The following is a 26,675-nucleotide window of genomic DNA, read 5'->3' as shown; positions in this document are numbered from 1 at the left end:
TCCAGTGACCAAGGGGGAGGTCGGGGTCAAGGTGACACACCCGCCGAACGGCAGCGCGGCACCGCCGGGAGCGCCAGGGGCGCCGGGCGCGCCGGGACAGGCACCCGCGCGGTCCGCACCCACGATGCCCGCGGTCCCGCCGCAAGCGGCGACGCCCACCGCCGCGCCCACCACGGCCCCCGCCGCCGAGCCCCCCTCTCCCCCGCGCCGCACGGCCTGGGCGGAGGGCACGGACCGGCTGCGCGCGGCGGCGACGACGGAGCCGGGCAGGCTGCGCATCATCGGCGCCGTCCTGGCCCTCCTGGTCGTCGCGTTCGGCGCCGTCACCACCTGGCAGATGTCCGACCGCTCGGCCGCCGCCGACGACGTGCTGCACCGCAGCCAGCCCCTGAGCGCCGACGCCGCCGCCATCTACCGCTCCCTCGCGGATGCCAACACCGCGGCCTCCAGCGGCTTCCTGGCGGGCGGCCAGGAGCCCGCGAGCGTCCGCCAGCGCTATGAGCGGGACATCCGGACGGCGTCCGAGAAGCTCGCCACGGCGGCGTCGAGCGCGGGGCCGGACTCCTCGTCGGCCGCCGCCGTCGCCGAGCTCAACAAGCTCCTGCCGCAGTACACCGGCCTGATCGAGCGCGCCCGCGCGGGCAACCGCCAGGGACTGCCCCTCGGCGGCGCCTACTTGCGGTACGCGAACGACAAAATGCAGGAGCAGATGCTCCCCGCCGCCGAGAAGCTCTACCAGGCGGAGAACGACCGGCTCGGCTCGGACTACGGCGACGCGAAGCCCTACCCCTGGGCCGCGATCGGCCTCGGCGTCGTCGCGATCGCCGGCCTCGTCTGGGCCCAGCGCCGCAACTACCGCCGCACGAACCGGGTGTTCAACCACGGACTGCTCGCCGCGACGGCCGCGTCCGGCGTGGTCCTGCTCTGGCTCGTCGCGGGCCACAGCATCGCCCGCGCGGATCTCACCGACTCGTACGACCACGGCGTGAAGTCGCTGAACGTCCTGCAGGACGCCCGCATCAACTCCCTGAAGGCCCGCGGCAACGAGAACCTGACACTGGTCAGCCGCGGCGCCGAGACGGTCAAGGTGGGCGAGGACGTCAAGGACAAGTTCGACGTCGCCTTCAAGGCCCAGATGAAGGCGCTCGGCGACACCGACAGCGGCCTGCTGGGCGACGCGGCCGGCCTCGCCGACGACTCGAAGGGCGAGCAGCCGGTGACCAAGGCTGTGGCGAGCGTCAAGGAGTGGAAGAAGCGCCATCAGGAGGCCCGCGTGGCCGACGACGGCGGTGACTACCAACAGGCTCTCGACCGGGTCATCGGCAGCAAGAAGGACGTCCCGACCGGCGAGTGCTTCGACAATGTGGACACGGCCCTGGAGCAGGCGCTCACCCACGAGCAGGCCGAGTTCAAGCAGGCCGCCTCGGACGGCAGGGGGGCCATGACCGGGCTCCCCGTGGGCGCCGCCGTGCTGGCCGTGCTCGCCGCGGCGGGCGCCGTGCTCGGCATCGGGCGCAGGCTTTCGGAGTACCGATGAGAGGGGGCGCGCGGACGATGCGTACGCGACGGGGCACGACGTCGAGGCTGCGCGGCTGGGGCGGCGTCGCCACCATGGGCGCGGCCTGCGCGCTGACGGCCACGCTGGTGGTGGCCCTGCCCCGGGGAGCGGACGGCGACTCCGGCCGGGCGCCCAACGGCTCGCAGCGTGTCTCGGAGGCGGCGCAGGCGCGTGTGCCGGGTGCTCCGCGCGCGGACGCCAAGAACTGCGTCGACCAGAGCCCCCGGGCCTCGACCGACGACGGTCCGACGATCGATGAGATCAAGAAGCGCAAGGTCAAGAAGCTCATCGTGGGCGTCGACCAGAACAGCCTCGGCTGGGGCTACCGCGACCCGAACAAGCCCGGGGGTGAACTGGAGGGCTTCGACATCGACTTGGCGCACGCGATCGCCAAGGAGATCCTCGGCGACCCCGAGGCCGTGCTGTTCCGCGCCATCCCCACCAACCAGCGCATCCCGGCCCTCAAGAACAAGCAGGTCGACATGGTCGTGCGGACCATGACCATCAACTGCGAGCGCCTGAAGGACGTCGCCTTCTCCACCCCGTACTTCGAAACCGGCCAGCAGGTCCTCGCCCCCAAGACGTCCACTGCGATCAAGGGCTACGACGACTCGCTCAAGGGCAAGAAGGTCTGTTCGGCCGAGGGCTCCATCGCGCTCGAAGAACTACAGAAGGACTCCAAGGGTGCCGATATCAGCACCACGGTGCCGAACCAACTCGACTGCCTGGTAAGGCTCCAGCTCGGCGAGGTCGACGCGGTGGTGACCGACAGTGCGCTCGGCGCGAGCCAGGCCGCACAGGACCCGACCGTCGAGCTCAAGGACGACAAGCCGTTCACCACGGAGTTCTACGGAGTGGCGATGAACAAGGACGCGACCGACCTGGTCAAGCGGGTCAACGCCGTCCTGGAGGACTACCGCAAGGACGACAACGGCTGGAAGAAGTCATACGACGACTGGCTCAAGGACAACCTGGGCGGCAAGACGGCGAGCCCGCCCGCCGCCCAGTACGGCTCCGACTGACGTACGGGGTACGGCGGTTCAGGGCCCCACAGACAGAGAGGTGATCGATGAGCGTCGCGGGACCCCCCGGTCCTGTGATGGACCGGGACGAGGTGGACCGTGCGCTGGCACGGCTCGACGCCGAGCACGAGGCGATCGAGACGTCGCTCCTCGCCCTGCAGGACCACGCGGGCCGCCGACTGCTCGAAGGCGCCCGGCTCACCGGCACCACCCACGACAGATGGGGCGCCACGGAGCGCGCCATCACCCAGCTCTGGGCGTACTTCGACGCGTACGCGGACGCCCTGCGCTCCGCCCGCGACCTGCGCGCACGGCGCCGCTGGCCGAGCCGGGACGACCTGGTGGAGCTGACCGACCTGCTGCGCGGCGAGAGCATCACCGTCCCCGGCACGGCGAACGCCCCCACGTCCCCCTCGATCACCGGACCCGCCAAGCTCACCGAGCGCTTCACCCTCGCCGAACTCGTCGACCGGATGAACGAGTTGTACGCCCACTCCCTGGACGTCGTCGTCGCCGCGGACGCCGTCTGGTCGGCGCTGCCCGCCCGCATCGACCTGCTCGCCGCCGAGCTGGCCCGCACCCGCCAGCTCGCGCACTCCGTCGGCGTACGGCCCGGGGAGCACCCTTCGGGGGACGACCTGGAGCGCATCACGGCGGCGCTCACCACGCTGCGCGAGGAGGTGGTGTCCGATCCGCTCGCCTACTGGCAGCCCGCGCAAGGGAGTTCGGCACCCGGCGGCGGCAGGCCCAGCACGGACGCGTACGACCGTCAGGCCCGCGCCCTGGAGGAGGTGCGCCGCGAGATCGACGCGGTGCTCACGGTCCGCCAGGACGCGGAGGCCCGCCTCGGCCGCCTCCGGGACGTGCTGTCCCGCGCGGACCGCACGCTCGCCGAGGCCCGCTCCGCGCGCGGGGAGGTCCTCGCGAAGATCGCCGCCTCCGAGGTGCCCGCCGTCAGCGGCCCGCCGACCGCGCTCCAGGAGCAGCTGGCCATGGCCGCCGACTACCGCAGGCACGCCCAGTGGCACCGCCTCTCGCCGCTCCTGGAGTCCCTGGAGCAGAAGGCGGAGGACGAACTGCTGCGCGCACGGGAGTCGTTGACGGCGGTCACGGCCCCGCTCGCGGTCCGCGCCGAGCTGCGCGGCCGCCTCGACGCGTACAAGGCGAAGGTCGCGCGGCACGGCCTCGCCGAGGACTCGCTCCTGATCGAGCGGTACGACGCGGCGCGCCGCATGCTGTGGAGCGCGCCCTGCGACCTGCGCGTGGCCGAGGAGGCCGTGCTGCGCTATCAGCGGGCGGCCGCCGAGGCGTTGGCGCCCAGGGTCCCGCAGCAGGGCGGGCCCACCGACCGGAGGGGGGAATCATGAGCCAGCAGAAGAGTTGCCAGCGGCCCGGGTGCACCGGTTCGTACGAGGACGTGGGCGGCGGCGAGCTGTACTGCGACACCTGCGGCCTCGCCCCGGTCGTCTCGCCCAGCGGGATGGTGAGCTCACCCCCGACGGGCATCACGGCCGGCGGCAAGGACTCCAGCAGCAGCTCCAGGAGCGGAAGTTCGCGCTCCTCCCGGTCGGCGCGCTCGCAGTCCTCGCGGCGCTCCGTGTCGGGCCGCCTGTCCCGCTCGCTCTCGGGGCGCACGTCGTCGCGGTCGGTGTCCGTGCGCAGCTCGGGCACGGCGGCTTCGTCGGGCCGCAGCAGGCTGGGCGTCGGCCTGGTCTCGGTGCCGCAGGTGCCGCGCCCGGACCCGGCGCAGGCGGTGCAGGAGAACCCGGAGGTGCCCGAGCGGAAGCGCTTCTGCTCGCGCTCGGACTGCGGCGCCCCGGTAGGCCGCGCGCGCGGTGAGCGGCCGGGCCGCACCGAGGGGTTCTGCACCAAGTGCGGCCACCCGTACTCGTTCGTGCCGAAGCTGAACCCGGGCAACATCGTCCACGGCCAGTACGAGGTCGTGGGCTGTCTCGCGCACGGCGGCCTCGGCTGGGTCTATCTCGCCATCGACCGCGCGGTGTCCGACCGCTGGGTGGTCCTCAAGGGCCTCCTCGACACGGGCGACCAGGACGCGATGGCGGCCGCGATCTCCGAGCGCCGCTTCCTCGCCGAGATCGAGCACAGCAACATCGTGCGGATCTACAACTTCGTGGAGCACCTGGACCAGCGCACGGGCTCCATGGACGGCTACATCGTCATGGAGTACGTCGGCGGCAAGTCCCTCAAGGAGATCGCCAACGGCCGCCGCACGGAGGCCGGCAAGCGCGATCCGCTGCCGGTCGAGCAGGCGTGCGCGTACGGCATCGAGGCCCTGGAGGCCCTCGGCCACCTGCACAGCCGCAACCTCCTGTACTGCGACTTCAAGGTCGACAACGCGATACAGACCGAGGACCAGCTCAAGCTCATCGACATGGGCGCCGTCCGCCGCATGGACGACGACGAGTCGGCGATCTACGGCACGGTGGGCTACCAGGCCCCGGAGGTCGCGGAGGTCGGCCCGTCCGTCGCCTCCGACCTCTACACGGTGGCGCGCACCCTCGCCGTCCTGACCTTCGACTTCCAGGGCTATACGAACGTCTTCGTGGACTCCCTGCCCGACCCCGACAACATCGAGGTCTTCCACAAGTACGAGTCCTTCTACCGCCTCCTGGTCCGCGCCACCGACCCGGACCCGGCCCGCCGCTTCGCCTCGGCCCAGGAGATGGCCGAGCAGCTCACCGGCGTCCTGCGCGAGGTCGTGGCCCTCCAGACGGGCCGCCCCCGCCCCTCCCTGTCCACGCTCTTCGGCCCCGAACTGAAGGTCACGGACACGGAGTTGTTCGCGGAGCTCACGGGCGAGGTGTCCCGGCTCGGCGCCCGGACGCCGGATGCCGCCGCTCCCGCCCTCGTCGGCGGCGCCAGCCTGGTACGGCCGCTGGACGCCCCCGCGACCTCGCTCGCCCTGCCCATCCCCCGCGTCGACCCGAACGACCCGAACGCGGGCTTCCTCGCCGGTCTCATCGCCTCCGCACCCGGCGAGCTGATCAGCGCCCTGGGCGCGGCGCCCACCCCGTCCATGGAGCTCCAGCTGCGCGGTCTGCGGGCCCGCCTCGCGATGGGTGAACTGGAGCCCGCGGCACGGGCGTTGGCGGACCTGGAGCTGCAGCACCCGGCCGACTGGCGGGTGGTCTGGTACCGGGGCGTCGCCGCCCTCGCGACCGGCGACCACGAGAACGCGGCGCTGTCGTTCGACGCCGTCTACGACGCGTTCCCCGGCGAGCCCGCCCCCAAGCTGGCCCTCGGCGTCTGCGCGGAGGTCCTCGGCCAGCTGGACAACGCCGCCGAGTACTACCGCCTCGTGTGGACCACCGACCCCAGCTATGTGAGTGCCGCGTTCGGCCTGGCCCGGGTGCAGCTCGCCGCCGACGACCGGCGCGCGGCCGTGCGCACCCTGGAGTCCGTGCCGGAGGCGTCGATCCACTACACGGCGGCCCGGGTCGCGGCCGTACGGGCCCGGCTGCGGCAGCGCTCCGCGCCGGAGTCCGCCCCGGCGGCGGTGCACCTCCTCCTGGACGATCTGACGGCGGCGGCCGGGCAGGTCGAGGCCCTCGCGGGCTTCGGTCTGGACGCGGTGCGCAGGGAGCGCCTGTCGACCGAGGTCCTCGGCACCGCACTCGACTGGGTACTCTCCGGTGAGCACTCTGGCCACGCCTCGGCTCCGCCGTCCCCCACCGCGCGGACGGTGCTGCTCGGCAGCGACCTGGACGAGCGTGGCCTGCGATTCGGCCTGGAGCGTTCGTACCGGACGCTGGCCCGGCTCGCTCAGGGTGGCGACGAGAGGATCCAACTGGTGGAGCGGGCAAACCGTTTCCGCCCCCGGACGTGGGTGTGAGTGATGGCGCAGATGCACCAACTGTCGGCCTGCCCCAGCTGCGAGGAGCCGCTGGAGTCCGGCGACCTGTTCTGTGGCGCCTGCGGGTACGACCTGTCGGCGGTCCCGGAACCGCCGGACGACCGCCCCACGATCGCGATCAACGGCGCACGGGCGGAATCCCCCGCCCCCGACGCCGGCTGGCCCGTCGCCCCTGACGTGGACAGCTCCGACGTGCCCGTCCCGACGCATCTGCCCACGGACCTGCCGGGCACGGACTCGGGCGGCCATGAACTGTCGGCGGAGGCTGCTGCCGTACGAGGGCCGGGACGGGAGCCGGGCGAGGTCCGGACCGACGAGCCGGACGAGTACCCGCTGCCCGCCCCCGACGGCGGCCCGGACGGCCGGGACAACCGGGACAGCCGGGATGACGCGGCCGCGGCGGCGACTCCGGGCACCCCCATGCCCGCACCCGCACCCGCGCCCGAGCCCGCGGCGCCCGCCGACCCCCGTACCACCGCGCCCGACGCCACACCCGCCGCGGGCACCAAGCTCTGCGTCGCCTGCCGCTCCGGCCGCGTCGACCCGGACGGCTACTGCGAGAACTGCGGCCACGCCCAGCCGCGCGAGCGCGACCACATGGAGCAGGAGCTGGACCAGGTCGCCGCGGTGAGCGACCGCGGTCTGCGCCACCACCGGAACGAGGACGCGTTCGCGATCTCCTCGGCCGCGCTGCCGGGCGGCGCTCCGGCCGTCGTCGCGATCGTCTGCGACGGCGTCTCCTCGGCGACCCGCCCCGACGAGGCGTCCCTCGCCGCGTCCCGGGCCGCCAACGAGTCGCTCCAGGAGGCCCTGCCGCGCGGCATCCACCCGCAGCAGGCCATGCACGACGCGATCCTGGCGGCGTCGGACGCCGTCAACGCCCTTGCCCTGGAACCCGCTTCGGCCCGCGAGCACTCCCCGCACCAGAACGCCCCGGCGTGCACCCTCGTCGGCGGCGTCGTCGCGGGTGAGCTCCTGGTCGTCGGCTGGGTCGGCGACAGCCGCGCCTACTGGATCCCCGACGACCGCACCGGCCCCACCGTCCGGCTCACCGAGGACGACTCGTGGGCCGCGCAGATGGTGGCCGCCGGGCTGATGAGCGAGGCGGAGGCGTACGCGGACGAGCGCGCCCACGCCATCACGGGCTGGCTCGGCGCGGACGCGTACGAACTGGAGCCGCACACCGCTTCCTTCAAACCGGACCGGCCGGGTGTAGTGGTCGTATGCACCGACGGACTGTGGAACTACGCGGAGGCGGCCGAGGAGATGGCGCAGGCCGTGCCCGGCGACGCCGCGGTCCGTCCGCTGCACAGCGCCCAGGTCCTCGTCGGCCACGCCCTGGACGGCGGCGGCCACGACAACGTAACAGTGGCGGTGCTCCCGTTCTCCGTGGCGCCACAAGGGGCAGGATCGGCCTAGCACCACAGGGGGTAGCACCACAGGGGGCAGCACCGCTCGGCGGGACTCCGTCCACGGGGACATCAGGGTCCCCACGGGCAACGGGCCGCCGTACACCCGCACTTGATCACCCACGTGCCGTGGGAGAAGCCTGAGGGGGAGCAGCATCCATGGCCAATTTCAGCAAGTCCACCGTGCCCCAGTTCACGGTCGACGTGTACCAGAACGAGTTCCTGCCGGACGGCGGCCGCGACGTCAACGCGATCGCCACGGTCACCGCGACCGGTGGCGGCACCATCGGCACCGCGGTCTCCGCGCCGCACCTCTACTCGGCGGGCCAGGCACCGGACGCCGCAGTCGCGATCATGGTCGACTGCTCCGGCTCGATGGACTACCCGCCGACGAAGATGCGGGGCGCCCGGGACGCCACGGCCGCCGCGATCGACGCCGTGCGCGACGGTGTGCGCTTCGCCGTGATCGGCGGCACCCACGTCGCCAAGGAGGTCTACCCCGGCGGCGGCCGGCTCGCGGTGGCCGACGCCCAGACCCGCGAGCAGGCCAAGCAGGCGCTGCGCAAGCTCAGCGCGGGCGGCGGCACGGCGATCGGCACCTGGCTGCGCCTGGCCGACCGCCTGCTCAACTCGGACGACGTTCCCACGTCCTCGGTGCGCCACGGCATCCTGCTCACCGACGGCCGCAACGAACACGAGTCGCCCGAGGACCTCAGGGCCGCCCTGGACTCCTGCGCCGGACGCTTCACGTGTGACGCCCGGGGCGTCGGCACGGACTGGGAAGTGAAGGAAGTCACAGGCATCGCCTCGGCGCTGCTCGGCACCGCCGACATCGTTGCCGACCCGGCCGGGCTCTCCGCCGACTTCACGCAGATGATGGAGACGGCCATGGGCAAGGAGGTCGCCGACGTGGCGCTCCGGCTGTGGACGCCGATGGGCGTGGAGATCCAGTTCGTGAAGCAAGTGGCACCCACCGTCGAGGAGTTGACCGACCGGCGCACCGAGGCGGGGCCGCGCGCCGGGGACTATCCCACCGGTTCCTGGGGCGACGAGTCCCGTGACTACCACATCTGTGTACGGGTGCCCGGGGCCGAGCTCGGCCAGGAGATGCTGGCGGCCCGGGTCTCGCTGGTGATCCCGCAGGGCGACGGGACCGTGCAGACGCTCTCCCAGGGCCTCGTACGGGCGGTGTGGACGGACGACATGGCGGCCTCCACCTCCATCAATCCGCAGGTCGCGCACTACACGGGCCAGGCGGAACTGGCACAAGTCATCCAGCAGGGTCTGGACGCCCGCAAATCGGGCGACATGGACGGTGCAACGGCCAAGCTGGGCCGGGCAGTTCAGCTCGCCAGCGCCTCGGGGAACGCGGATACCGCGAAACTGCTTTCGAAGGTGGTGGACGTCGTGGATGCCGCGGCAGGTACTGTTCGATTGAAGGCGAAGGTCGCCGAGGCCGACGAGATGACGCTCGAGACCCGGTCCACGAAGACCGTTCGCGTGAAGAAGTAGCCAGCAGCAGCCGGAAGCGGCCGCCAGAAGCAGCCACACTTCCTGCACCACCCAGCGAGAACACGGCCCCTCGGGCCGGAGAAGAGAGGGGGAAGCGCCGACATGCCGACCTGCCCGAACGGACACCAGTCGGGTTCCGACGACTGGTGCGAGGTCTGCGGTCACCGCATGGCCGGTGCCGTACCTCCGCCCCCGCCCCCGCCGCCCCCCGCCCAGGGTTACGGCTACCCGCCGCCGCCCCCGGGCGCGGACCAGGGCTACGGCTACCCGCCGCCGCCTCCGGGCGCGGGTCAGCCGGGTCCCGGTGGTTTCGACGGTCCCGGTGGTCCTGGCGGCCCCGGTGGCCCCGGTGGTTTCGACGGTCCCGGTGGTCCTGGCGGCCCCGGCCGTTCGCATCTGTCCGCCGTGCCGGACCTCGCGCCCGAGCCCGAGCTCTGCCCCCAGTGCCGCACCCCGCGCGAGGCGAACGCCCCGTTCTGCGAGGAGTGCCGCTGGAACTTCCTCACGAACACGGCGACGTCGTACACCCCCGCCGCCCCCAACCCGCCGCTGCCGACGCCCGGGCCCAGCCCCGCGCAGCAGTTCCAGCAGCAGCCGCCTCCGCCGCCGATGGGTGGCGGACCGGGTGGTCCGGGCGGACCGGGCGGTCACGGTGCCCCCGGCCCAGGTGGCCCCGGCGGGCCCGGCGGCCCTGGTGGCCCGCAGCCCGGTCAGGACCCCTTCGAGTACCAGGGCTCGCGCCCCTCGCAGATGAACCGCCCGGCTGAGCCGATCCCGCCGTACGGCAACGGCGCGGGCAACGGCACCCCGCCGCCCGGTCAGAACCAGCCCGGCCCGAATCCGCCGGGCGCCCCGCAGGCGTACCACCAGGGCCCGCCCGCACCCGCCTTCCCGCAGGAGGGCGGCGCCCCGCAGGGCCCGCCGCCCCCGTCGGGCCCGTCCTTCGGCGGTGGTGGCGACGACTGGGTGATCTCTCCGCCGTCGGCGCCGGTCACCGGTCCGGGCGGTCCTGGTCCGGGCGCTCCGGGTCCGGGTGGCCCGGGTGGTCCCGGCACGGCTCCCGGTCCCGACGACTGGGGCCAGCCGCAGGGTCAGCAGCCCCACGCCCCGCAGGGCTTCCCGGGCGCGGCCCCCGGCACCCCGGGCGGCCCCGGCGGCCCGAGCGTCCAGGGCGTGCCCAGCGGCCCGGCCACGAACCACGGCCCCGGCACCTGGTCGGCGACGATCGGCCCCGACCGCGAGTACTTCATGGCGATGATGCAGCGCAGCGGCCCGGAGGCATCGGGCCTGAACCTGCCCGCGTACTCGCCGGAGCAGCAGCGCCAGCTCGCCGGGAACCAGATCACGATCGGCCGCCGCCGCCACTCCACGGGTGACACCCCGGACATCGACCTGTCGGTGCCCCCGGAGGACCCGGGCGTCTCGCACCAGCACGCGGTCCTGGTCCAGCAGCCGGACGGCAGTTGGGCGGTCGTCGACCAGAACTCGACGAACGGCACGACGGTCAACAACGGCGAGGAGCCCATCCAGCCCTTCGTCCCGATCCCGCTCCAGGACGGCGACCAGGTGCACGTGGGCGCCTGGACGACGATCACGATCCGCCGCGACTGACCTGACGCCGGTGGGGCGACTCAGAGGGGCCAGACGTACGGCCCCTCGGGGTCGTCCAGCCAGGCCCACGCGTACGGGCCGCTGACCGTGACGCCGAACCGTTCGCGGTTCGGCCGCCCCTCGCGCTGCCACAGCGCGAGCGCCTCGTGCGGATCGAGGCTCCCCGCGGTCAGTTCGAGCAGAAAGCGGAAGAGTTCGTTCTGCAGGGCCCGGCGCGGCAGCCCCCCGATGTGCTGCTCGCGCGGGGCCCTGTCGCCGCCGCCCCGCAGCGGCACGAAGTACGCGGGCGTGTGCAGGAACCGCCCCTCGGCGTGCTCGGCGTCCCGCACCTCCACGGAGATCAGCCCCGTCGCGAGCGGCGCGAGAATACGGGCGCCGGGCCGGCACTGGGCGAGCCAGGGCCGCGGCAGCGACGTCAGGGTGCAGGTCGCGATGATCCGGTCGTAGGGCGCCCGCTCGGCACAGCCCGCGGCCCCGTCCCCGGTCACGACCGCCGGGTGGTACCCGGCCGCCGTGAGGTGTCTGCGCGCCGACTCCGTGATCTCCGGGTCGAGATCCACGGTCGTGACGTGCGCGTCCCCGAGCCGGTGCGCGAGCAGCGCGGCGTTGTACCCGGTCCCGGCCCCGATCTCCAGCACGTCGCAGCTGTCCCCGTCGACCTCCCCCACCGCGAGCTCGGCGAGCATCTTCGCCATGAGCGAGGGCTGGCTGCTGGACGAGAGCAGCTCCCCGTCCCGTACCCGGGTGGCGAGCGGCGCGTCCGCGTAGGCACCGCGCAGCCACCGCTCCCGCCTGCCGGGGTCGGGGTCCTCCCCCCAGAGCCGCTCGTACCCGCCCCCGGCGCTCACGTAGTAGTAGGGCACGAAGAGCTGCCGGGGCACGGCCTCGAACGCCTCCCGCCAGGCCGGATCGTCGTCCCACGCCCCACTGGCCCCGATCTCCCGAACGAGAGCGGCGCGAGCGAGGACGGCGGGGTCGGCGGCGGGACCTGCATGCGTGCCCATACGTCTACTGTGCTGCGCGACGGCGCCTGAGGCGAGTGGCAGGGAGAAGCCGGGAGGCGGCGGGAGAAGCCGGGGGACGGCGAGGGGACGGCGAGGGGACCTAAGCCTTCGGTCCTCGTCCACCCCGTCTGAGACCATGGAAGGGTGAATGAGATCCCGCGCGGCACGCTTCAGGAGCAGACCTTCTACGAACAGGTCGGTGGCGAGGAGACCTTCCGGCGCCTGGTGCACCACTTCTACGAGGGAGTCGCACAGGACCCGCTCCTGCGTCCCATGTACCCGGAGGAGGACCTCGGCCCCGCCGAGGAGCGCCTCGCCCTGTTCCTGATGCAGTACTGGGGCGGCCCCCGCACCTACAGCGACAACCGCGGCCACCCGCGCCTGCGCATGCGCCACGCCCCCTTCACGGTCGACCGCGCGGCCCACGACGCCTGGCTGAAGCACATGCGCGCGGCGGTGGACGCCCTGGACCTCACCCCGGACCAGGAGCAGACCCTCTGGAACTATCTGACGTACGCGGCGGCCTCGATGGTCAACTCGGAAGGCTGACAGCGACCTTGCCGTTGCGGTCAGTCGTGCCGCAGGGCGGCTCCCGTCCCACAGATAGGCACCCCGTCGCCGGGCAACGCCTCAAACAGGGGCCACCGACAACGGCCCAAGTCCCGCCCCACGTACGGCAGTAGAGCCGTACGGGGTGCGCAATCGCAGCCAGTTCCCCGCCGACAGCAGGTCGACCGACTCCCCGCGCAGGAACCCAAGGGACTGCGCCGCATGAGCCGCCCGCACGGGCAGCCCCGTGTCCCCCACGGGCCGCGACCAGATCTCCCGCCCCACCCGGTCGAGTTCAGCCCGAACCCTCAGCTCGGGCGCCAACTCCTCCACCCGGCCCCGGAATTCACGCACGGCACCGGCGACCATGCCCCGCAGAGCCACCATCCCCGGCAGCCCGGGCTCCTGCTGCCACCCACCCCGAGGCGGCAGCACCCCGGCCCAGGGCGGCCCGGTGACGGCGCCGGGCACCACGGCCGTCCCGGCCGTCTCGACGGCATCCGCCGACTCCCCCACGGACTCCAGGAGTTCACCGGCGGAGACGGTGACGTCGAGCGAGGTCTCGAGCCCGTATTCGTACGGCTTCGCCAGCCGCGCCGTACGGATCGCGAGCACCTCGAACGACGGCGGCCGCCCGAACACGGCGACCGCGTCCCCGTGCACCTGCAGCCGCACCGCGGCGGCCTTGTCGTAGTGGATGAGGCGTGCCAGGAAGGCGGCGAGGTCCGCCGCCTCCCCGGCATCCGCGAAGTGCAGCCGCCCGCTCATGCGGCGAGCGCCCCCGAGCCCCCGTCGCGCTCATCGTCCGCGTCGTCCATGTAGCCCTCGAGCACGGCACGCTCCTCGGCGGTGATCCGCCGCGGCCGCTGCGCCCGGAGGTCGTAGGGCACGACGACGGTCGAGGCCCGCACGTACACCTGCTCCTCGTCCTTCACCTCGTACGAGATGGTGAGCGAGGCCGCGCCGATCTTCGTGACCCATGACTCGACGGTCACCGGGGCGTGCCGGTGCACCAGCGGCCGCAGGTAGTCGATCTCGTGGCGGGCCACGACGGACCCGCCCGCGAAGGAGGGTCCGTCATCGTCCGCGGGCTTCAGCCGGAACATGAAGTCGATCCGCGCCTCTTCCAAGTACTTGAGGAAGACGGCGTTGTTGACGTGCCCGAAGGCATCCATGTCCGACCACCGCAGCGGGCACTCGTAATAGTGGCGAGTCATCAGCCGCGGGTCAGCTTCTTGTACGTGGCGCGGTGCGGACGAGCCGCGTCCGGACCGAGCCGCTCGATCTTGTTCTTCTCGTACGACTCGAAGTTGCCCTCGAACCAGAACCACTTGGAGTCACCCTCGTAGGCGAGGATGTGTGTGGCGACCCGGTCCAGGAACCACCGGTCGTGGGAGACGACCACGGCGCAGCCGGGGAACTCAAGAAGCGCGTTCTCCAAGCTGGACAGGGTCTCGACGTCGAGGTCGTTGGTCGGCTCGTCGAGGAGCAGCAGGTTGCCGCCCTGCTTGAGGGTCAGCGCCAGGTTGAGGCGGTTGCGCTCACCACCGGACAGGACGCCCGCGGGCTTCTGCTGGTCCGGGCCCTTGAAGCCGAAGGCGGACACGTAGGCCCGCGACGGCATCTCGACCTGCCCGACGTTGATGTAGTCGAGCTCATCGCTGACGACGGCCCAAAGGGTCTTCTTCGGGTCGATGTTGGAGCGGTTCTGGTCGACGTAGGAGATCTTGACGGTGTCGCCGACCTTGATGGAGCCGGAGTCCGGCGTCTCCAGGCCCTGGATCATCTTGAACAGCGTGGTCTTACCGGCACCGTTCGGGCCGATGACACCCACGATGCCGTTGCGCGGCAGCGTGAAGCTCAGATCATCGACAAGGACCTTGTCGCCGAACGCCTTGCTGAGGTTGTTGACCTCGACGACGATGCTGCCCAGGCGCGGGCCCGGCGGGATCTGGATCTCCTCGAAGTCCAGCTTCCGCATCTTCTCGGCCTCGGCCGCCATCTCCTCGTAGCGGGCCAGACGCGACTTGGACTTGGTCTGGCGCCCCTTGGCGTTGGAGCGGACCCACTCGAGCTCTTCCTTGAGCCGCTTCTGCCGCTTCTCGTCCTTCTTGCCCTCGACCTTGAGGCGCTCGGACTTCTTCTGCAGGTACGTCGAGTAGTTGCCCTCGTAGGGGATGGCGCGACCGCGGTCGAGCTCAAGAATCCACTCGGCGACGTTGTCGAGGAAGTACCGGTCGTGGGTGATGGCCACGACGGTGCCCGCGTACTGGGCGAGGTGCTGCTCCAGCCAGTTCACGGACTCGGCGTCGAGGTGGTTGGTGGGCTCGTCGAGGAGCAGCAGGTCCGGGGCCTCGATCAGCAGCCGGCACAGCGCGACGCGACGCTTCTCACCACCGGAGAGGTTGGTGACGGGCCAGTCGCCGGGCGGGCAGCCCAGGGCGTCCATGGCCTGCTCCAGCTGACCGTCGAGGTCCCACGCGTTGGCGTGGTCCAGGTCCTCCTGGAGCTTGCCCATCTCCTCCATGAGCTCGTCCGAGTAGTCGGTGGCCATGAGCTCGGCGACTTCATTGAAGCGCTTGAGCTTGCCCATGATCTCGGCGGCGCCGTCCTGGACGTTCTCCAGCACGGTCTTCGTCTCGTCCAGCTCGGGCTCCTGCATGAGGATGCCGACGCTGTAACCGGGCGAGAGGAACGCGTCACCGTTCGACGCGTGCTCGACGCCTGCCATGATCTTCAGGACCGTCGACTTACCGGCACCGTTCGGACCCACGACACCGATCTTCGCGCCGGGCAGGAAGTTCAAGGTGACATCGTCGAGGATCACCTTGTCGCCGTGCGCCTTGCGCGCCTTGCGCATGGTGTAGATGAACTCAGCCAAGAGAAACCGTCCGGCAATCAGTGTGTGGGCAGATACACCCCATCTTGCCGTACGGCCAGGCCCCGGAGGAAACCGGATAGCTTCGCTCCGGGGCCCGGCCGTACGGCGGCCGCCGTGGCCGCGCGACTACGTTCCGTGCACGCCTACGCGCTGTGCACGTCACGCTCCGTGCGCGTCCACGTCCGCGTCCACGTCCGCGTGGAGCCGCTCAGTCCTCCGTGGATGTGGAGGGCGACTGCGTGGGGTCCTTCTTCTTGCGGAGGACGAGGACCGTCGCGCCGCCGAGGACGACCAGGACGATCGCTATGCCCGCGATCATCGGGGTCGCGTTCGAACCGCCCGTCTCGGCCAGGTCGCCGCCGCCCCCGGAGGCGCCGCCGGCCGACGCGGGGCTCGGCTCGGAGGCGGGCTGGGCCTTGTTGCCCACGGTGCTGCCCGCCGTGCGGCAGTCGAGGACGCCCTTGAAGCGCTTCTCGAAGCCGTTCGGTCCCTTGATCGTGAAGTCGTAGGGCTGGTCTTCCTGGAGGGGGATCGTGACCGTCCGGGACGCGCCGGCCTCGATGGTGTGCTTGAAGCCCATGAGGCGGAACGTGAACGGCTCGTCCCCCTTGTTGCTCGCCGTGATGTCCACGCCGCCCTTGGCGCAGTTCTTCTCCGCCGAGAGCGCGGGGACGGCGCCCTTCTTGGCCCAGTTCGCGGTCGCCGTGGCCGAGACCGTGGACTCGCTGGAGCCCGCGAGGATCTGGGTCTGGCTGTGGGTCTCGGAGGTGAAGGCCCGGCCGACCGGGATCGTGGTGGACGCCTGCACGGCGAGCGCGGCAGAGCCGTCCGTCGCGTCCTTGGGGACGTCGAAGTAGAGCTTGCTGCCGTTGGCCGCGGACTTCGCGGGCTTGCCGTCCTTGCCGACGACCTTCACGCCGGTCGCCGCCGAGTCGGCGGGCTGGGCCACGCTCACGCTCTCCGCGTCGGTCCGCACGGTGACGGGGCCGATCCGCTCGCCCGCGCGCCCGGAGAGGGCGGGCGGGTCGAGGGTGAGGGACGCCTTGGGCTCCGCGCCGCCACGGGCGCTGCGCTGCAGATAGTCCGCGAGCTTCTCGGCCTGCGGGTCGAGCGCCTCGACCTTGGCGTCGTCCGAGTAGCGCCAGATCGCCACCTGTGTGCCGGCCGCCGCCGACTTCTCGGTCAGGGACCGCGCGCCCGCCTTCCTGGCGAGCTCCGCGAGGTCGTTCACCTGCGGGTAGGAGTGCTGGAGGATCCAGCGGATCTTGCCCGCGTTCCTGTTGGCGCTCAGGGACGTGCCGCTCCAGGGGGTCTCCTGGTACTTCGCGTCCTTCTGCGTGGGGTTGTGGATGTCGATGCAGTACGTCTGCAGCGTGCCGCCGTCCTCCACGGACATCTCGAAGAGCCCGGCCGGGACCTGACGGCTGCCGCCCTCGTCCTTGATGACCGCCTGGTCGTACGTCTGCAGCCCGCCCAGGGTCGCGGTCGCGCCACCTCTGTGCTGCGGAGCCTCCTCCGCCGCGGCCGGACCCGCGACGGCTATCGCGCCCGCCGCGACGAAGCCCGACACCACGGTCGCCGCCGCCAGGCGGACAGCACCCCGACTACGTATGGACAACGCAGAAAACACTGAATTCCCCTCCGGGCGGGACCTCTTGCACATGGGGGGTGTGGTCCCGCAGCCGATTCACATGAGCAGGCATGACTGAGCAACTGCCTCTTGCGCTACGCCCGGCATCCTAGAGACGCGGCGCACCACGCTCCCCAGTCATACCTTTGGATAACCGATCCGACTCGGAATCGTTATCGGGGACACCCTTTTTGAGCTGGGGTTATCGACAAATCAATGCTTCCGGATGTGGGCCATCTGTGATCATGTGTGGCGGAGTCCGGAGTGCTGACGATTCGTCACCCCACGGCAGCCGGTGCGGTATCGGGAGCCTTCTCCCACTCCGGCACGTCCTGCTCCGGCCGCTCCGACTGTTCCGGCTGCTCCTGCTGCTTTCGCTCCGCCCGGTCCGGTTCCGCCCGGTTGTACACGCGCCGGAACGCCGAGGTGCCACGCGCCAGATCGTGGCCGATCGCCACCGCGTCGATGTCCGCCGACATGAAGTGCTGTCCGCCGCGCTCCTCGCTGCGCACCCTCAACTTCCCCCGCACGATGACCGGTTCACCGACCGCGACCGACCCCTGCACGTTCAACGCGAGCCCGCGCCAGGCGCACACCGTGAAGAAGTTGGTGTGCCCGTCCGCCCACGTCTGCTGCTCGCGGTCGAAGTGCCGTGCCGTCACCGCGATCCGGAACCGCGTCACCGGGCCGGAGGGCAACTCCCGGAAAACCGGGGTCGTCGCGACATTCCCCACCACCGTCACCAAGGTCTCGTTCATCCCGAACCACTCCCCCGTCCATCCGCGGCCGCCGCACACCGGCGGGCCCGTCCCGTCCGGTCGCGACCGCGCATTCAGATTGCCCCGGACGGAACGGGCCCGCTGAGCCCTGTGCCCTACCTGCCAGTTGTGGACATCCCCGTCACCCACACGGGGTGGTGACCCGCACGTACTGCTCCCGCACCTCGCGGTACCGCAGCAGCTCCGCCGCCACCGGATCGAGCACCCGCGCCCTGCCGCACCCGGCCGCCGCCTCCCGCAACCGGCGCTCCGCGTCGAGCCCGTACCGCCGGGCCGGCCCTCTCGCCGCCATCCGGCTCGCCCACTCCACGCACGGACCGCCGACGATCCCCGCCAGCATCAGCAGCACCGGCACGCCCAGGTTCGGCGCGGAGACCCCGACGATCTGCGCCACCAGCCAGAGCCCGCCGATGACTTGGAGCAGCGTCATCGCCGCCTGCGCGAGCACCGCGACCGGCCACCAGCCGGGCCGCGGCGGCCGCCCGGCCGGGAGGCCCGCCGTCACGGCCAGCTCGTCCAGCGCCTCCGGCAGCCCCTCGGCGCCGCGCACCGCCGCCTCCCGCACGGCCTGCCCCCACGGCGCGGGCAGCCCCGTCGCCGCTTCGTCGGCCACCGTGCGCACCGCGTGCTCGACGCGCTGGCGTGCGGTGGCCTCCTCGTCCACCGGGGCCCGCAGTACCGGTCCCGGCAGGCCGTGGGGTGCGCGCTGCGCCTCGTACCACCGCCACAGCCGCAGCCACGGCGTGCCGCAGGCCCGGTTCGCGTGCCTGCGCCAGGCACGCTCCGCCGCCTCCCCCGCGGCCGCCGCGCCCACCGCGTCCGCGAGCCGGTCGGCGAACTCCTCGCGCGCCTGCTCGCTCAGCCCGGTCCGGCCCCGCGCCGACGCCGCCTGCCCCGCCACGTACACCGGACGGAGCCGCTGCGCGGCGGCGTCCACGTCGGCGGAGATCCGGCGGGCGGCGGCACCCCGCTCCTGTGTGAACTGCCCGAGCGCGTCCCGGAGTTCACCCATGCCCTCCCCCGTCAGGGCGGACAGCGCGAGCACCGTCGCACCCGGCTCGCCGTGCTCCCCGAGGGCGATGCCGTCCTCGTCGAGCAGCCGCCGCAGATCGTCGAGCACCTGGTCGGCGGCGTCGCCGGGGAGCCGGTCGATCTGGTTGAGGACGACGAAGGTGACCTCGGCGTGGCCCGCCATGGGCCGCAGATAGCGCTCGTGCAGCATCGCGTCGGCGTACTTCTCGGGGTCGACGACCCAGATGACGGCGTCGACGAGGGTGAGGATCCGGTCCACCTGCTCGCGGTGGTCGGTCACCGCCGAGTCGTGGTCGGGCAGGTCGATCAGGACGAGGCCCTGCAGCGCCTCGGCGTCGGGCCCCTGCAGGGGGCGGCGGCGCAGCCGCCCGGGGATGCCGAGGCGGTCGAGCAGCCCGGCCGCGCCGTCCGTCCAGCTGCACCCGATGGGTGCCGCGGTGGTCGGCCTGCGCACGCCGGTCTCCGAAATCATCACTCCGGCAAGGGAGTTGAACAGCGTGGACTTGCCGCTCCCGGTGGCACCCGCGATGGCGACGACGGTGTGCCGGTCGGAGAGCCTGCGCCGGGCGGCGGCCTCGTCGAGCACCCGGCCCGCCTCGGCGAGGGTGCGACCGTCGAGGCGTGTCCTGGAGAGGCCGACGAGTTCGCGCAGCGCTTCGAGGCGGCCGCGCAGGGGCCCTTCGTACGGGCCCTTGGGCGCCGTCACCGCCGTGTCGCCGCCTGCGCCCGGGGCGGTCGCTGGGTCCGTACGGGCTCCGCTCGCGACGCGCCGCGCGATGAGCCCGTCGTCCCACGCTCCTTCGGAGATCCGTTCAGAGATCCCTTCAGAGATTCCCTCAGCGACTCCTTCGGCGCCCCCTCCAGCGCCTCTCTCGGAGTCTCCGGCGCTCCCTCCGGAGCCCCGCGACGGGTCGGCGTGATCGGTGTGGTCCGTGACGGCGGTCACCGCGGTCACCTCTCCTTCTTCAGTACGGACAGCGCGGCGATCAGCTCGGCCTGCGGTTCCGGGTTCACGTCGAGGGCATCGAGGGGGGCGAGGCGCCGCTCCCGCTCGGTGGCGAGGACCTTGTCCAGGTAGTCGGTGAGCAGCCGCCCGCCCCGGTCGCGCAGGCGCAGCGCCCCGTGCGCGCCGATCCGCTCGGCGAGGGTCTCGCCCGCCGACCGCGCGCGGCGCCCGCCGAGCAGGGCGGTGGCCAGGAGGGCCGCGACCACTTCGGAGTCGGGCAGGACGTTCTTGTCGGCCCGGTCGAGCCCGCGGATCTCCTCCTCCGCGTACTCCTCCAGGACGCGCCGCCACCTCCGTACGGCCATGCCGATGCGGTGTTCGGCGTTCTCGCCTTCCTGGTCGGGGCCGGTGAGCCCGGGCACTCCGGCGGCGGGCTCACGGCGCCACGCCTCGTCGATGCGCTCGTCGGCGGCGGTCACGGCGCACAGGAGGAGCGCCTCCAGGCTGCCGGCGACGGCGTCCAGGAGCTCGCCCGCCGTGCAGTCCAGGGGGTAGCTGCGCCACCGCTTCAGGGCGTCGCCCGCGAGCACGGCGCCCGCCTGCAGCCGCCCCCGCACGCGCGCGTGCTCGTTCTCGTACGCCTCGTCGACGGCCGAGGTCAGCCGCAGCGCGGCCGCGTACTGGGCGGCGACGGCGCCCGCGAGCTCCGGCATCCGCGCGTCCAGGGAGCCGATGACCCCGCGCGCGGTGCGGGCGATGGCGTCCTCCCGCGCCCCCGGGTCCTGGGTCCGGTGGGTGAGCCAGGCCCGCAGCGGCGCGACGGCGGTGGCCGGCAGGAGTCCGCCGCCGCCCGCCGACTCGGGCAGCTCGGGCACCGTGAACCGCGGCACGTCCCCGAGCCCCGCCTTGGCGAGGAGGGCCCCGAACTGCCGCGACACCTCGGCCACCACCTGGTGCGGCACCCGGTCGAGGACGGTGACGAGGGTGGCGTCGTGCTCCTTGGCGGTACGCAGGAGGTGCCAGGGCACGGCGTCGGCGTACCGGGAGGCGGTGGTGACCATGACCCAGACGTCGGCGGCGGAGATCAGCTCGGCGGCGAGCACCCGGTTCTCGGAGACGAGCGAGTCGACGTCCGGGGCGTCGAGGAGGGCGAGCCCCCGCGGGAGGCTGTCGGCGGTCTCGACCCGCAGGGCCCGCTCGTCCCCGTCCCCGGACTCACCGCTCGGGCAACCACCCCTCTCGCCCTCTTCTTCGTCCGGACGGGGCACCCACACGCGCGTGAGGTCGGGCAGGACCCGCAGTCCGGCGAACCAGTGGTGGTCCTCCGGGTGGCACACCAGGACCGGCGTGCGCGTCGTCGGCCGCAGCACCCCCGCCTCGCTGACCTGCCGCCCCACGAGGGAGTTGACGAGCGTGGACTTGCCCGCCCCCGTCGACCCCCCGACGACCGCGAGGAGAGGCGCTTCGGGCGCCTTCAGTCGGGGCACCAAGTAGTCGTCGAGCTGCGCGAGCAGCTCCTCGCGATTGGCACGCGCGCGTGGCGCCCCCGGAAGGGGGAGCGGAAAGCGTGCGGCGGCGACGCGCTCACGCAGGGCGGAGAGAGCGTCGAGCAATTGAGGCCGTACGTCCAAGGTCACCACATGCGAAGAATGCCCAATTTTGACGGCTTTCTAAAGCATATGGACGCCCCTGCGTGCCGATCGGACACATGGAATGGAAGGGGCGACTGGGGCGCAGGCATAACGAGTGCACAACACCCGGGGCGGGAGACGCCAAAAGCGGTGCGCGATTCGCACCTGCCTGCGATTATCAGGACCGCTTCACTGAACCTCCACATCACGTCGGGGAGGCGAAGCACCAGGGACAAGGACCCGGGAGCCCTATCCTTGTCCCCGGCAAGGTCACGGATCTCCCCCCACGTCCGTGCTCCACGCCACGGCCACCCGCCACCATCCGGCCCCCGTAGCTCAGTGGATAGAGCAGGCGCCTTCTAAGCGCTTGGCCGCAGGTTCGAGTCCTGCCGGGGGCGCTTTCCGTGCCTCTCCTTCGGGAGGGGCCTGCCGGCTTCGGCGGCGGGCGGACCGAGGGGTGCCGCCAGGCCGGGATCAGGCCGGGATCACGCACATGTTGGGCACGTAGCCCTTGACGCCGCGGTACGAGATGTAGCCCCAGCCGTCCCAGTTCTTGGGGGCGCCGCACTTGCTGGTCTTGCCGCCGGAGACGCCGTCGAGCCAGCAGCCCTTGGTGTTCTTGTACATGAGGCGCAGCGTCGTGGCCTTGTGGCTCGGCTTCTTGTGGATCTTGACGTTGTTGGGGGCCTTGATGGGCTCCTTGCACGCCTTCGCCTGGGCGCCGGCGGCGACGGTCGCCTTGGCGCCGGCCGCGGAGGTCGCCGTTGCCGCCGGGGCCGCCCCCAGGAGAGCGACGGCGGTCAGGACCGCGGGGACGATCAAGCGCTTCTTCATTCAGTTGCTCCGTACTGTGCGCATCGAGCCTTGTGCATCGAGCGGAACTCGCATCTCTACCTGATCGCACACCCGTTCAACAAGCTTGATTTGCTGGTCCGTTACAGTCGAATGTCCACGGCACCGACGGCATTGACGGCATTGATGGCCTTGACGGCATCGACGCCGTCCACGACTTCATCCACAGGGGGACCGACATGGCACTGTTCGGGAACGCGCACGCCATCGACCCGATGTCCGCGCAGCAGGAGTACGCACGGCTGCTGGGCCAAGGGGAGCAGGTGCACGCCGCGTACCTGCTGATACGCGACACCATGCTCTTCACCGACCGCCGGCTCATCATGATCGACAAGCAGGGCATCACCGGTAAGAAGGTGGAGTACCACTCCGTCCCGTACAAGAGCATCTCGCACTTCGCGGTGGAGACCGCCGGGCACTTCGACCTCGACGCCGAGCTCAAGATCTGGATCTCCAGCAGCACCGTGCCGATCGAGAAGACCTTCACCAAGGGTGTCGACATCTACGAAGTGCAGGCCATCCTGACGCAGTTCGTGGCTCGCTAGGGGGCACCAGGGAGCCCCCCGTCATCAGCCAGGAACGTCCGGCAGCTTCAGTTCCCCGTACGCGCCCTTCGGGACCGTCGGGTGCCGTGGCGCGACCGGCCGCACGCGCGCGTACGGGGTGTCCGGTGCCGGACGGGGGTCGGCCTCGCCCTTGTTGGGCCAGAGCGACATCGCCCGCTCCGCCTGGGCCGTGATCGTCAGGGACGGGTTGACGCCCAGGTTCGCCGAGACCGCCGAGCCGTCGACCACCGAGATGCCGGGGTGGCCATGGAGGCGGTGGTAGGGGTCGAGGACGCCGGTGGCGGGGGTCGCGCCCAGGGGGCAGCCGCCCAGGAAGTGGGCCGTCAGGGGGCGGTTCGTCAGCTCGCCCACGTTGGTGCCCGCGAAGCCGTTGATGCGGTCCGCGACCAGGCGGGCCGTCTCCCAGCCCTCGGGGATGTGGACGGGGTTGGGTTCGCCGTGGCCCTGGTCCGCGGTGAGGAGTCGGCGGCGGCCGAGGCGGGTCGTGAGGGAGTTGTCGCGGGTCTGCATCACCAGGCCGATGATCGTGCGCTCCGACCAGCGGTACGTCGTCGCGACCCGGGCCACCAGGACGGGGTGGGAGACGAAAGCCAGGGCCGCTGCCAGGGGTTTGGGGATGTTCTTGCGGTACTGGGGGACACAGATGAGGGCCATGAGGTTGGAGCCCTTGCCGTAGCGCACGTTCTCTATGTGGGTCGTGGGGGTGGGGTGGATCGAGGACGTGATCGCCACTCCGTGGGTGAAGTCCAGGGGGCCGTCGCCGCGCTTCTTGCGGTAGCGGCGCGGGAACGTCACCGCGCCCACCAGGGATTCCGAGTTGGTGCGTGTCAGGGTGCCCAGGCGGGGTGAGAGGCGGGGCAGGGCCCCGGTGGACTTCATGCGGTGGAGGAGCGTCTGGGTGCCGTAGGTGCCCGCCGCCAGGATCACCCGGGGAGCGCGCAGCGTCGAACGGGGGCCTCTGCGGCGCCTGTTGGTGGGCACCGTCTCCACCTCGAAGCCCCGCCCCGCCGCGCGTTCGCGCAGGCCCACCACCGTCGTCATGGGGTGGATCCTCGCCCCGGCCCGTTCCGCCAGGTACAGGTAGTTCTCCGTGAGGGTGTTCTTCGCGCCCACCGTGCAGCCCGTCATGCACGATCCGCACTCCGTGCAGGCCGTGCGGTGCGGGCCCGCGCCGCCGAAGTAGGGGTCCGGAACCTCCTTGCCCGGCTTGGCCGTTGACTCGCCCGTCGCGTCCGCGCCGTCGCCGAAGAAGACCCCCACCGGCGTCAGGCGGAACGTGTCCGCCACGCCCATCTGCTCCGCCGCCGCACGCAGGTGTTCGTCCGCCTCCGTCGTCGTGGGGTTCTGGCGCACCCCCAGCATGCGGCGCGCCTGGTCGTAGTACGGGGCCAACTCGCTCTGCCAGTCGGTGATCTCGGACCATTGGGGGTCCTCGAAGAAGGCCGGGGGCGGTACGTAGAGGGTGTTGGCGTAGTTGAGGGAGCCGCCGCCCACTCCTGCGCCTGCCAGCACCATGACGTTGCGCAGCACATGGATGCGCTGGATGCCGTAGAGGCCAAGGCGCGGGGCCCATAAGTACGTCCGCAGGTCCCAGGAGTTCTTCGGCAGCGTCTCGCGCGTGAAGCGGCGGCCCGCCTCCAGGACGCCCACCCGGTAGCCCTTCTCCGTCAGGCGCAGGGCCGCCACCGAGCCGCCGAAGCCGGAGCCCACGACGATCACGTCGTAGTCGAACTCCCCTTCATCGGCAGCGCCTTCACCCTCATCGGGAGCGCCTTCACCAGGAGCCGTCTCACTCACCGTAGAGCCCCTCGATCTCCGCCGCGTACGCCCGCGCCACCGCGTGCCGCTTGATCTTCAGGGACGGGGTGAGCAGGCCGTTGTCCTCCGTGAACTCGCCCTCGACCAGGACGAATTTACGGATCGACTCCGCGCGCGAGACCGACTCGTTCGCGTAGTCCACCGCCTTCTGGACCGCCGCGATCATCTTCGGGTCGCGGCACACCTCGGCGAGCGGGGTGTCCTTGGGGCGCTTGCGGACGGTCAGCCAGTGTTCGACGGCCTCCGGTTCGAGGGTGATCAGTGCGGCCACGTACGAGCGGTTGTCGCCGACCACCATGCACTGGCCGACCGGGGCACGGCTGCGGAGCCGGTCCTCCAGGACCGCCGGGGAGACGTTCTTGCCGCCCGACGTGACGATGATGTCCTTCTTGCGGCCGGTGATGGTGAGATAGCCGTCGCCGTCGAGCGCCCCCAAGTCCCCGGTCGCGAACCAGCCGTCGGTGAGGACCGCGTCCGTCGCCGCCTCGTTGTTCCAGTACGCGCCGAAGACGATGCCGCCCTTGATGAGGACCTCGCCGTCGTCCGCGATGCGCACGGCGGTGCCGGGGACGGGGAGGCCGACCGTGCCGGGGCGGGGCTTGAGGGGCGGGATGATCGTGGCGGCCGCGCTCGTCTCCGTCAGGCCGTACCCCTCGTAGATGATGATCCCGGACGCGTAGAAGAAGAGGTTGAGGTTGCGGTCGAGCGGGGAGCCGCCGCTGATCGCGTAGCGCAGCTTGCCGCCGACCTCCTTGCGGATGCGCCGGTACACCAGCAGCTCGTAGAGCGCCCAGCCGAGATAGAGGCCGAGGGACGGGCCGGGTCCGGTGCCGAGGAACTTGTTCAGGTACGCCTCGCCGAAGCGGACGCCGATGCGCTCGGCCCGGTCGAAGGAGGCGCCCCGGCCGATCTTCTCGGCGGTCGCACGGCCCGTGTCATGGATCTTCTCGAAGAGGTACGGGACGCCGACGAGGAAGGTCGGTTTGAACGAGCGCAGTTCCGGGCGGAGTTCGTCCGGCTTGATGCTGGGGAAGTGGCCGAGCTCGATGCGGGCCAGCAGGCAGGCGATCTGGATCGTGCGGCCCAGGATGTGGGCGAGCGGGAGGAAGAGGAGCGTCGCGGCCGTCTGGCCGGTGACCTCCTTGAAGATGGGGTGCAGCAGGTCGACCGTGTTGGCCGCCTCCGCGTGCAGGTTGCCGTGCGTGAGGACGCAGCCCTTGGGCTTGCCCGTGGTGCCCGAGGTGTAGCAGATGGTGGCGACCGTGTCGGGGGTGAGGGCGGTGCGGCGCTTGGTGACCTCCTCGTCCGGCACGTCGCGGCCGTGCGCCACCAGGTCGGTGACGGCGCCCTCGTCGATGCGCCGGATGCGGGGCCGGTCGGCCTCGTCGAGGGTGGCGAACGCGGTCTCGGCCGTGCCCGCGTTCTCGGCGGTCTCGGCGATGAGGAAGCGGGCGCCCGAGTCGCGCACGATCCACTCGATCTGTTCGGCGGAGGACGTGGCGTAGATCGGGACCGTCTGGCCGCCCGCCGCCCAGATCGCGAAGTCGAGGACCGCCCACTCGTAGCGGGTGCGGGACATCAGCGCGACGCGGCCGCCCGGTTCGAGGCCCGCGGCGATCAAGCCCTTGGCGGCGGCGGTGACTTCGCGCGCGAACGCCGCGGCCGTGACCGGACGCCAGGCGCCGCGCTCCTTGCGGCGCAGCACGACCGCGTCCGGGTCCTCGGCGGCATTGGTGAAGGGGATGTCGGCGGTCGAGCCCGTCGTGGCCTTCGGCGTGAGGCGGGCGGCGTGCACCTCGCGCACGGTGCCGTGCTCGTCCCGGATGAGTTCGACCCGGGCGCGGTCGGCCAGGTCGCTGCGGCGCTGTGCCTGCTTCAAGTCCTTGCGTACGCCCATGACGGCTCCCGGCTCCCAGCTGCGTGCAAGAGGTCGTGCAGAGGTGGTGCGGTGCGCGATGCAGTACTTACTGGGAGGTCAACTTACCGACGCGTAAGGAAAAT

The 26,675-nt window shown here is 71.9% G+C and carries 20 protein-coding genes and 1 tRNA gene; 10 read left to right on the top strand and 11 right to left on the bottom strand.

Annotated features, from left to right (window positions below; translation table 11 throughout):
- The first annotated feature begins 31 nt into the window (after positions 1–31).
- From ACFWYM_RS08350 to ACFWYM_RS08320, 7 genes are all read left to right on the top strand, one after another.
- On the top strand, positions 32–1,537 hold the full coding sequence (locus ACFWYM_RS08350) for a hypothetical protein (RefSeq protein ID WP_384832107.1): 1,506 nt from the start codon (positions 32–34) through the stop codon (positions 1,535–1,537).
- A 17-nt stretch (positions 1,538–1,554) separates the two neighbouring features.
- Entirely contained in the window at positions 1,555–2,580 is a 1,026-nt protein-coding gene (locus ACFWYM_RS08345) for a glutamate ABC transporter substrate-binding protein (RefSeq protein ID WP_384831895.1), read from the top strand.
- A gap of 47 nt (positions 2,581–2,627) precedes the next feature.
- Positions 2,628–3,947 (top strand): hypothetical protein, encoded by a 1,320-nt coding sequence (locus ACFWYM_RS08340; protein ID WP_384831892.1) that lies wholly within the window; start codon positions 2,628–2,630, stop codon positions 3,945–3,947.
- Entirely contained in the window at positions 3,944–6,433 is a 2,490-nt protein-coding gene (locus ACFWYM_RS08335; RefSeq protein ID WP_384831889.1) for a tetratricopeptide repeat protein, read from the top strand. The genes ACFWYM_RS08340 and ACFWYM_RS08335 overlap by 4 nt, the downstream gene beginning before the upstream one ends.
- 3 nt (positions 6,434–6,436) lie before the next feature.
- Positions 6,437–7,873, top strand: a complete 1,437-nt coding sequence (locus ACFWYM_RS08330) for a PP2C family serine/threonine-protein phosphatase (protein WP_384831886.1) — start codon at positions 6,437–6,439, stop codon at positions 7,871–7,873.
- 149 nt (positions 7,874–8,022) lie between these two features.
- Positions 8,023–9,375, top strand: coding sequence for a VWA domain-containing protein (locus ACFWYM_RS08325; RefSeq protein WP_384831883.1), 1,353 nt, complete (start codon positions 8,023–8,025; stop codon positions 9,373–9,375).
- Positions 9,376–9,477: 102 nt separating this feature from the next.
- Entirely contained in the window at positions 9,478–10,986 is a 1,509-nt protein-coding gene (locus tag ACFWYM_RS08320) for an FHA domain-containing protein (RefSeq protein WP_384831880.1), read from the top strand.
- A 20-nt stretch (positions 10,987–11,006) separates the two neighbouring features.
- Here ACFWYM_RS08320 and ACFWYM_RS08315 read toward each other — a convergent pair whose 3' ends face one another.
- Positions 11,007–11,990 carry a methyltransferase domain-containing protein gene (locus ACFWYM_RS08315; RefSeq protein ID WP_384831877.1) on the bottom strand — a complete coding sequence of 328 codons (984 nt, stop codon included), beginning with the start codon at positions 11,988–11,990 and terminating at the stop codon, positions 11,007–11,009.
- Positions 11,991–12,134: 144 nt separating this feature from the next.
- Between ACFWYM_RS08315 and ACFWYM_RS08310 the strand changes: the two genes are divergently transcribed.
- The gene (locus tag ACFWYM_RS08310) at positions 12,135–12,539 is read left to right on the top strand and encodes a globin (protein WP_384831874.1); all 405 of its coding nucleotides are present in this window, start codon (positions 12,135–12,137) and stop codon (positions 12,537–12,539) included.
- A gap of 81 nt (positions 12,540–12,620) precedes the next feature.
- On the opposite strand, the gene ACFWYM_RS08305 is transcribed toward ACFWYM_RS08310, so the two are convergent.
- The 7 genes from ACFWYM_RS08305 to ACFWYM_RS08275 all read right to left on the bottom strand — a co-directional run bounded on the left by ACFWYM_RS08305 (position 12,621) and on the right by ACFWYM_RS08275 (position 21,447).
- Entirely contained in the window at positions 12,621–13,307 is a 687-nt protein-coding gene (locus tag ACFWYM_RS08305; RefSeq protein ID WP_384831872.1) for a hypothetical protein, read from the bottom strand.
- Positions 13,304–13,756, bottom strand: coding sequence for an acyl-CoA thioesterase (locus ACFWYM_RS08300; RefSeq protein ID WP_384831869.1), 453 nt, complete (start codon positions 13,754–13,756; stop codon positions 13,304–13,306). The genes ACFWYM_RS08305 and ACFWYM_RS08300 overlap by 4 nt, the downstream gene beginning before the upstream one ends.
- Positions 13,756–15,420: an energy-dependent translational throttle protein EttA gene (gene ettA / locus ACFWYM_RS08295; RefSeq protein ID WP_384831866.1), complete on the bottom strand. Its 1,665-nt coding sequence runs from the start codon at positions 15,418–15,420 to the stop codon at positions 13,756–13,758. Before ettA ends, ACFWYM_RS08300 begins: the two co-directional genes overlap by 1 nt.
- A 208-nt stretch (positions 15,421–15,628) precedes the next feature.
- Positions 15,629–17,083, bottom strand: a complete 1,455-nt coding sequence (locus ACFWYM_RS08290) for a Cys-Gln thioester bond-forming surface protein (protein ID WP_384831862.1) — start codon at positions 17,081–17,083, stop codon at positions 15,629–15,631.
- A gap of 245 nt (positions 17,084–17,328) precedes the next feature.
- A complete protein-coding gene (locus tag ACFWYM_RS08285) occupies positions 17,329–17,808 on the bottom strand; it encodes a single-stranded DNA-binding protein (protein WP_384831859.1) in 480 nt (159 codons plus the stop codon).
- A gap of 142 nt (positions 17,809–17,950) precedes the next feature.
- Entirely contained in the window at positions 17,951–19,567 is a 1,617-nt protein-coding gene (locus ACFWYM_RS08280) for a GTPase (protein WP_384831856.1), read from the bottom strand.
- A gap of 245 nt (positions 19,568–19,812) precedes the next feature.
- Positions 19,813–21,447, bottom strand: coding sequence for a dynamin family protein (locus ACFWYM_RS08275; RefSeq protein ID WP_384831853.1), 1,635 nt, complete (start codon positions 21,445–21,447; stop codon positions 19,813–19,815).
- Positions 21,448–21,763: 316 nt separating this feature from the next.
- Between ACFWYM_RS08275 and ACFWYM_RS08270 the strand changes: the two genes are divergently transcribed.
- Positions 21,764–21,836 (top strand) — tRNA-Arg (locus tag ACFWYM_RS08270).
- A gap of 76 nt (positions 21,837–21,912) precedes the next feature.
- On the opposite strand, the gene ACFWYM_RS08265 is transcribed toward ACFWYM_RS08270, so the two are convergent.
- Entirely contained in the window at positions 21,913–22,272 is a 360-nt protein-coding gene (locus ACFWYM_RS08265; protein ID WP_384831850.1) for a hypothetical protein, read from the bottom strand.
- A gap of 197 nt (positions 22,273–22,469) precedes the next feature.
- Here ACFWYM_RS08265 and ACFWYM_RS08260 point away from each other — a divergent pair, with 197 nt between their 5' ends.
- Positions 22,470–22,835, top strand: coding sequence for a PH domain-containing protein (locus ACFWYM_RS08260; RefSeq protein ID WP_384831847.1), 366 nt, complete (start codon positions 22,470–22,472; stop codon positions 22,833–22,835).
- 24 nt (positions 22,836–22,859) lie between these two features.
- Here the strand turns inward: ACFWYM_RS08260 and ACFWYM_RS08255 are convergent, their stop codons facing one another.
- Positions 22,860–24,653 carry a GMC oxidoreductase gene (locus ACFWYM_RS08255; RefSeq protein ID WP_384831844.1) on the bottom strand — a complete coding sequence of 598 codons (1,794 nt, stop codon included), beginning with the start codon at positions 24,651–24,653 and terminating at the stop codon, positions 22,860–22,862.
- The gene (locus ACFWYM_RS08250) at positions 24,646–26,571 is read right to left on the bottom strand and encodes an AMP-dependent synthetase/ligase (protein WP_384831841.1); all 1,926 of its coding nucleotides are present in this window, start codon (positions 26,569–26,571) and stop codon (positions 24,646–24,648) included. Before ACFWYM_RS08250 ends, ACFWYM_RS08255 begins: the two co-directional genes overlap by 8 nt.
- Between the last annotated feature and the right edge of the window lie 104 nt (positions 26,572–26,675).

The sequence above is a fragment of the Streptomyces sp. NPDC059009 genome, from assembly GCF_042740175.1.
In the GTDB taxonomy this organism is placed as follows: Bacteria; Actinomycetota; Actinomycetes; order Streptomycetales; family Streptomycetaceae; genus Streptomyces.
The sequence above is the reverse complement of the archived record's forward strand: the minus strand, read 5'-3'. Positions and strand labels throughout refer to the sequence as shown.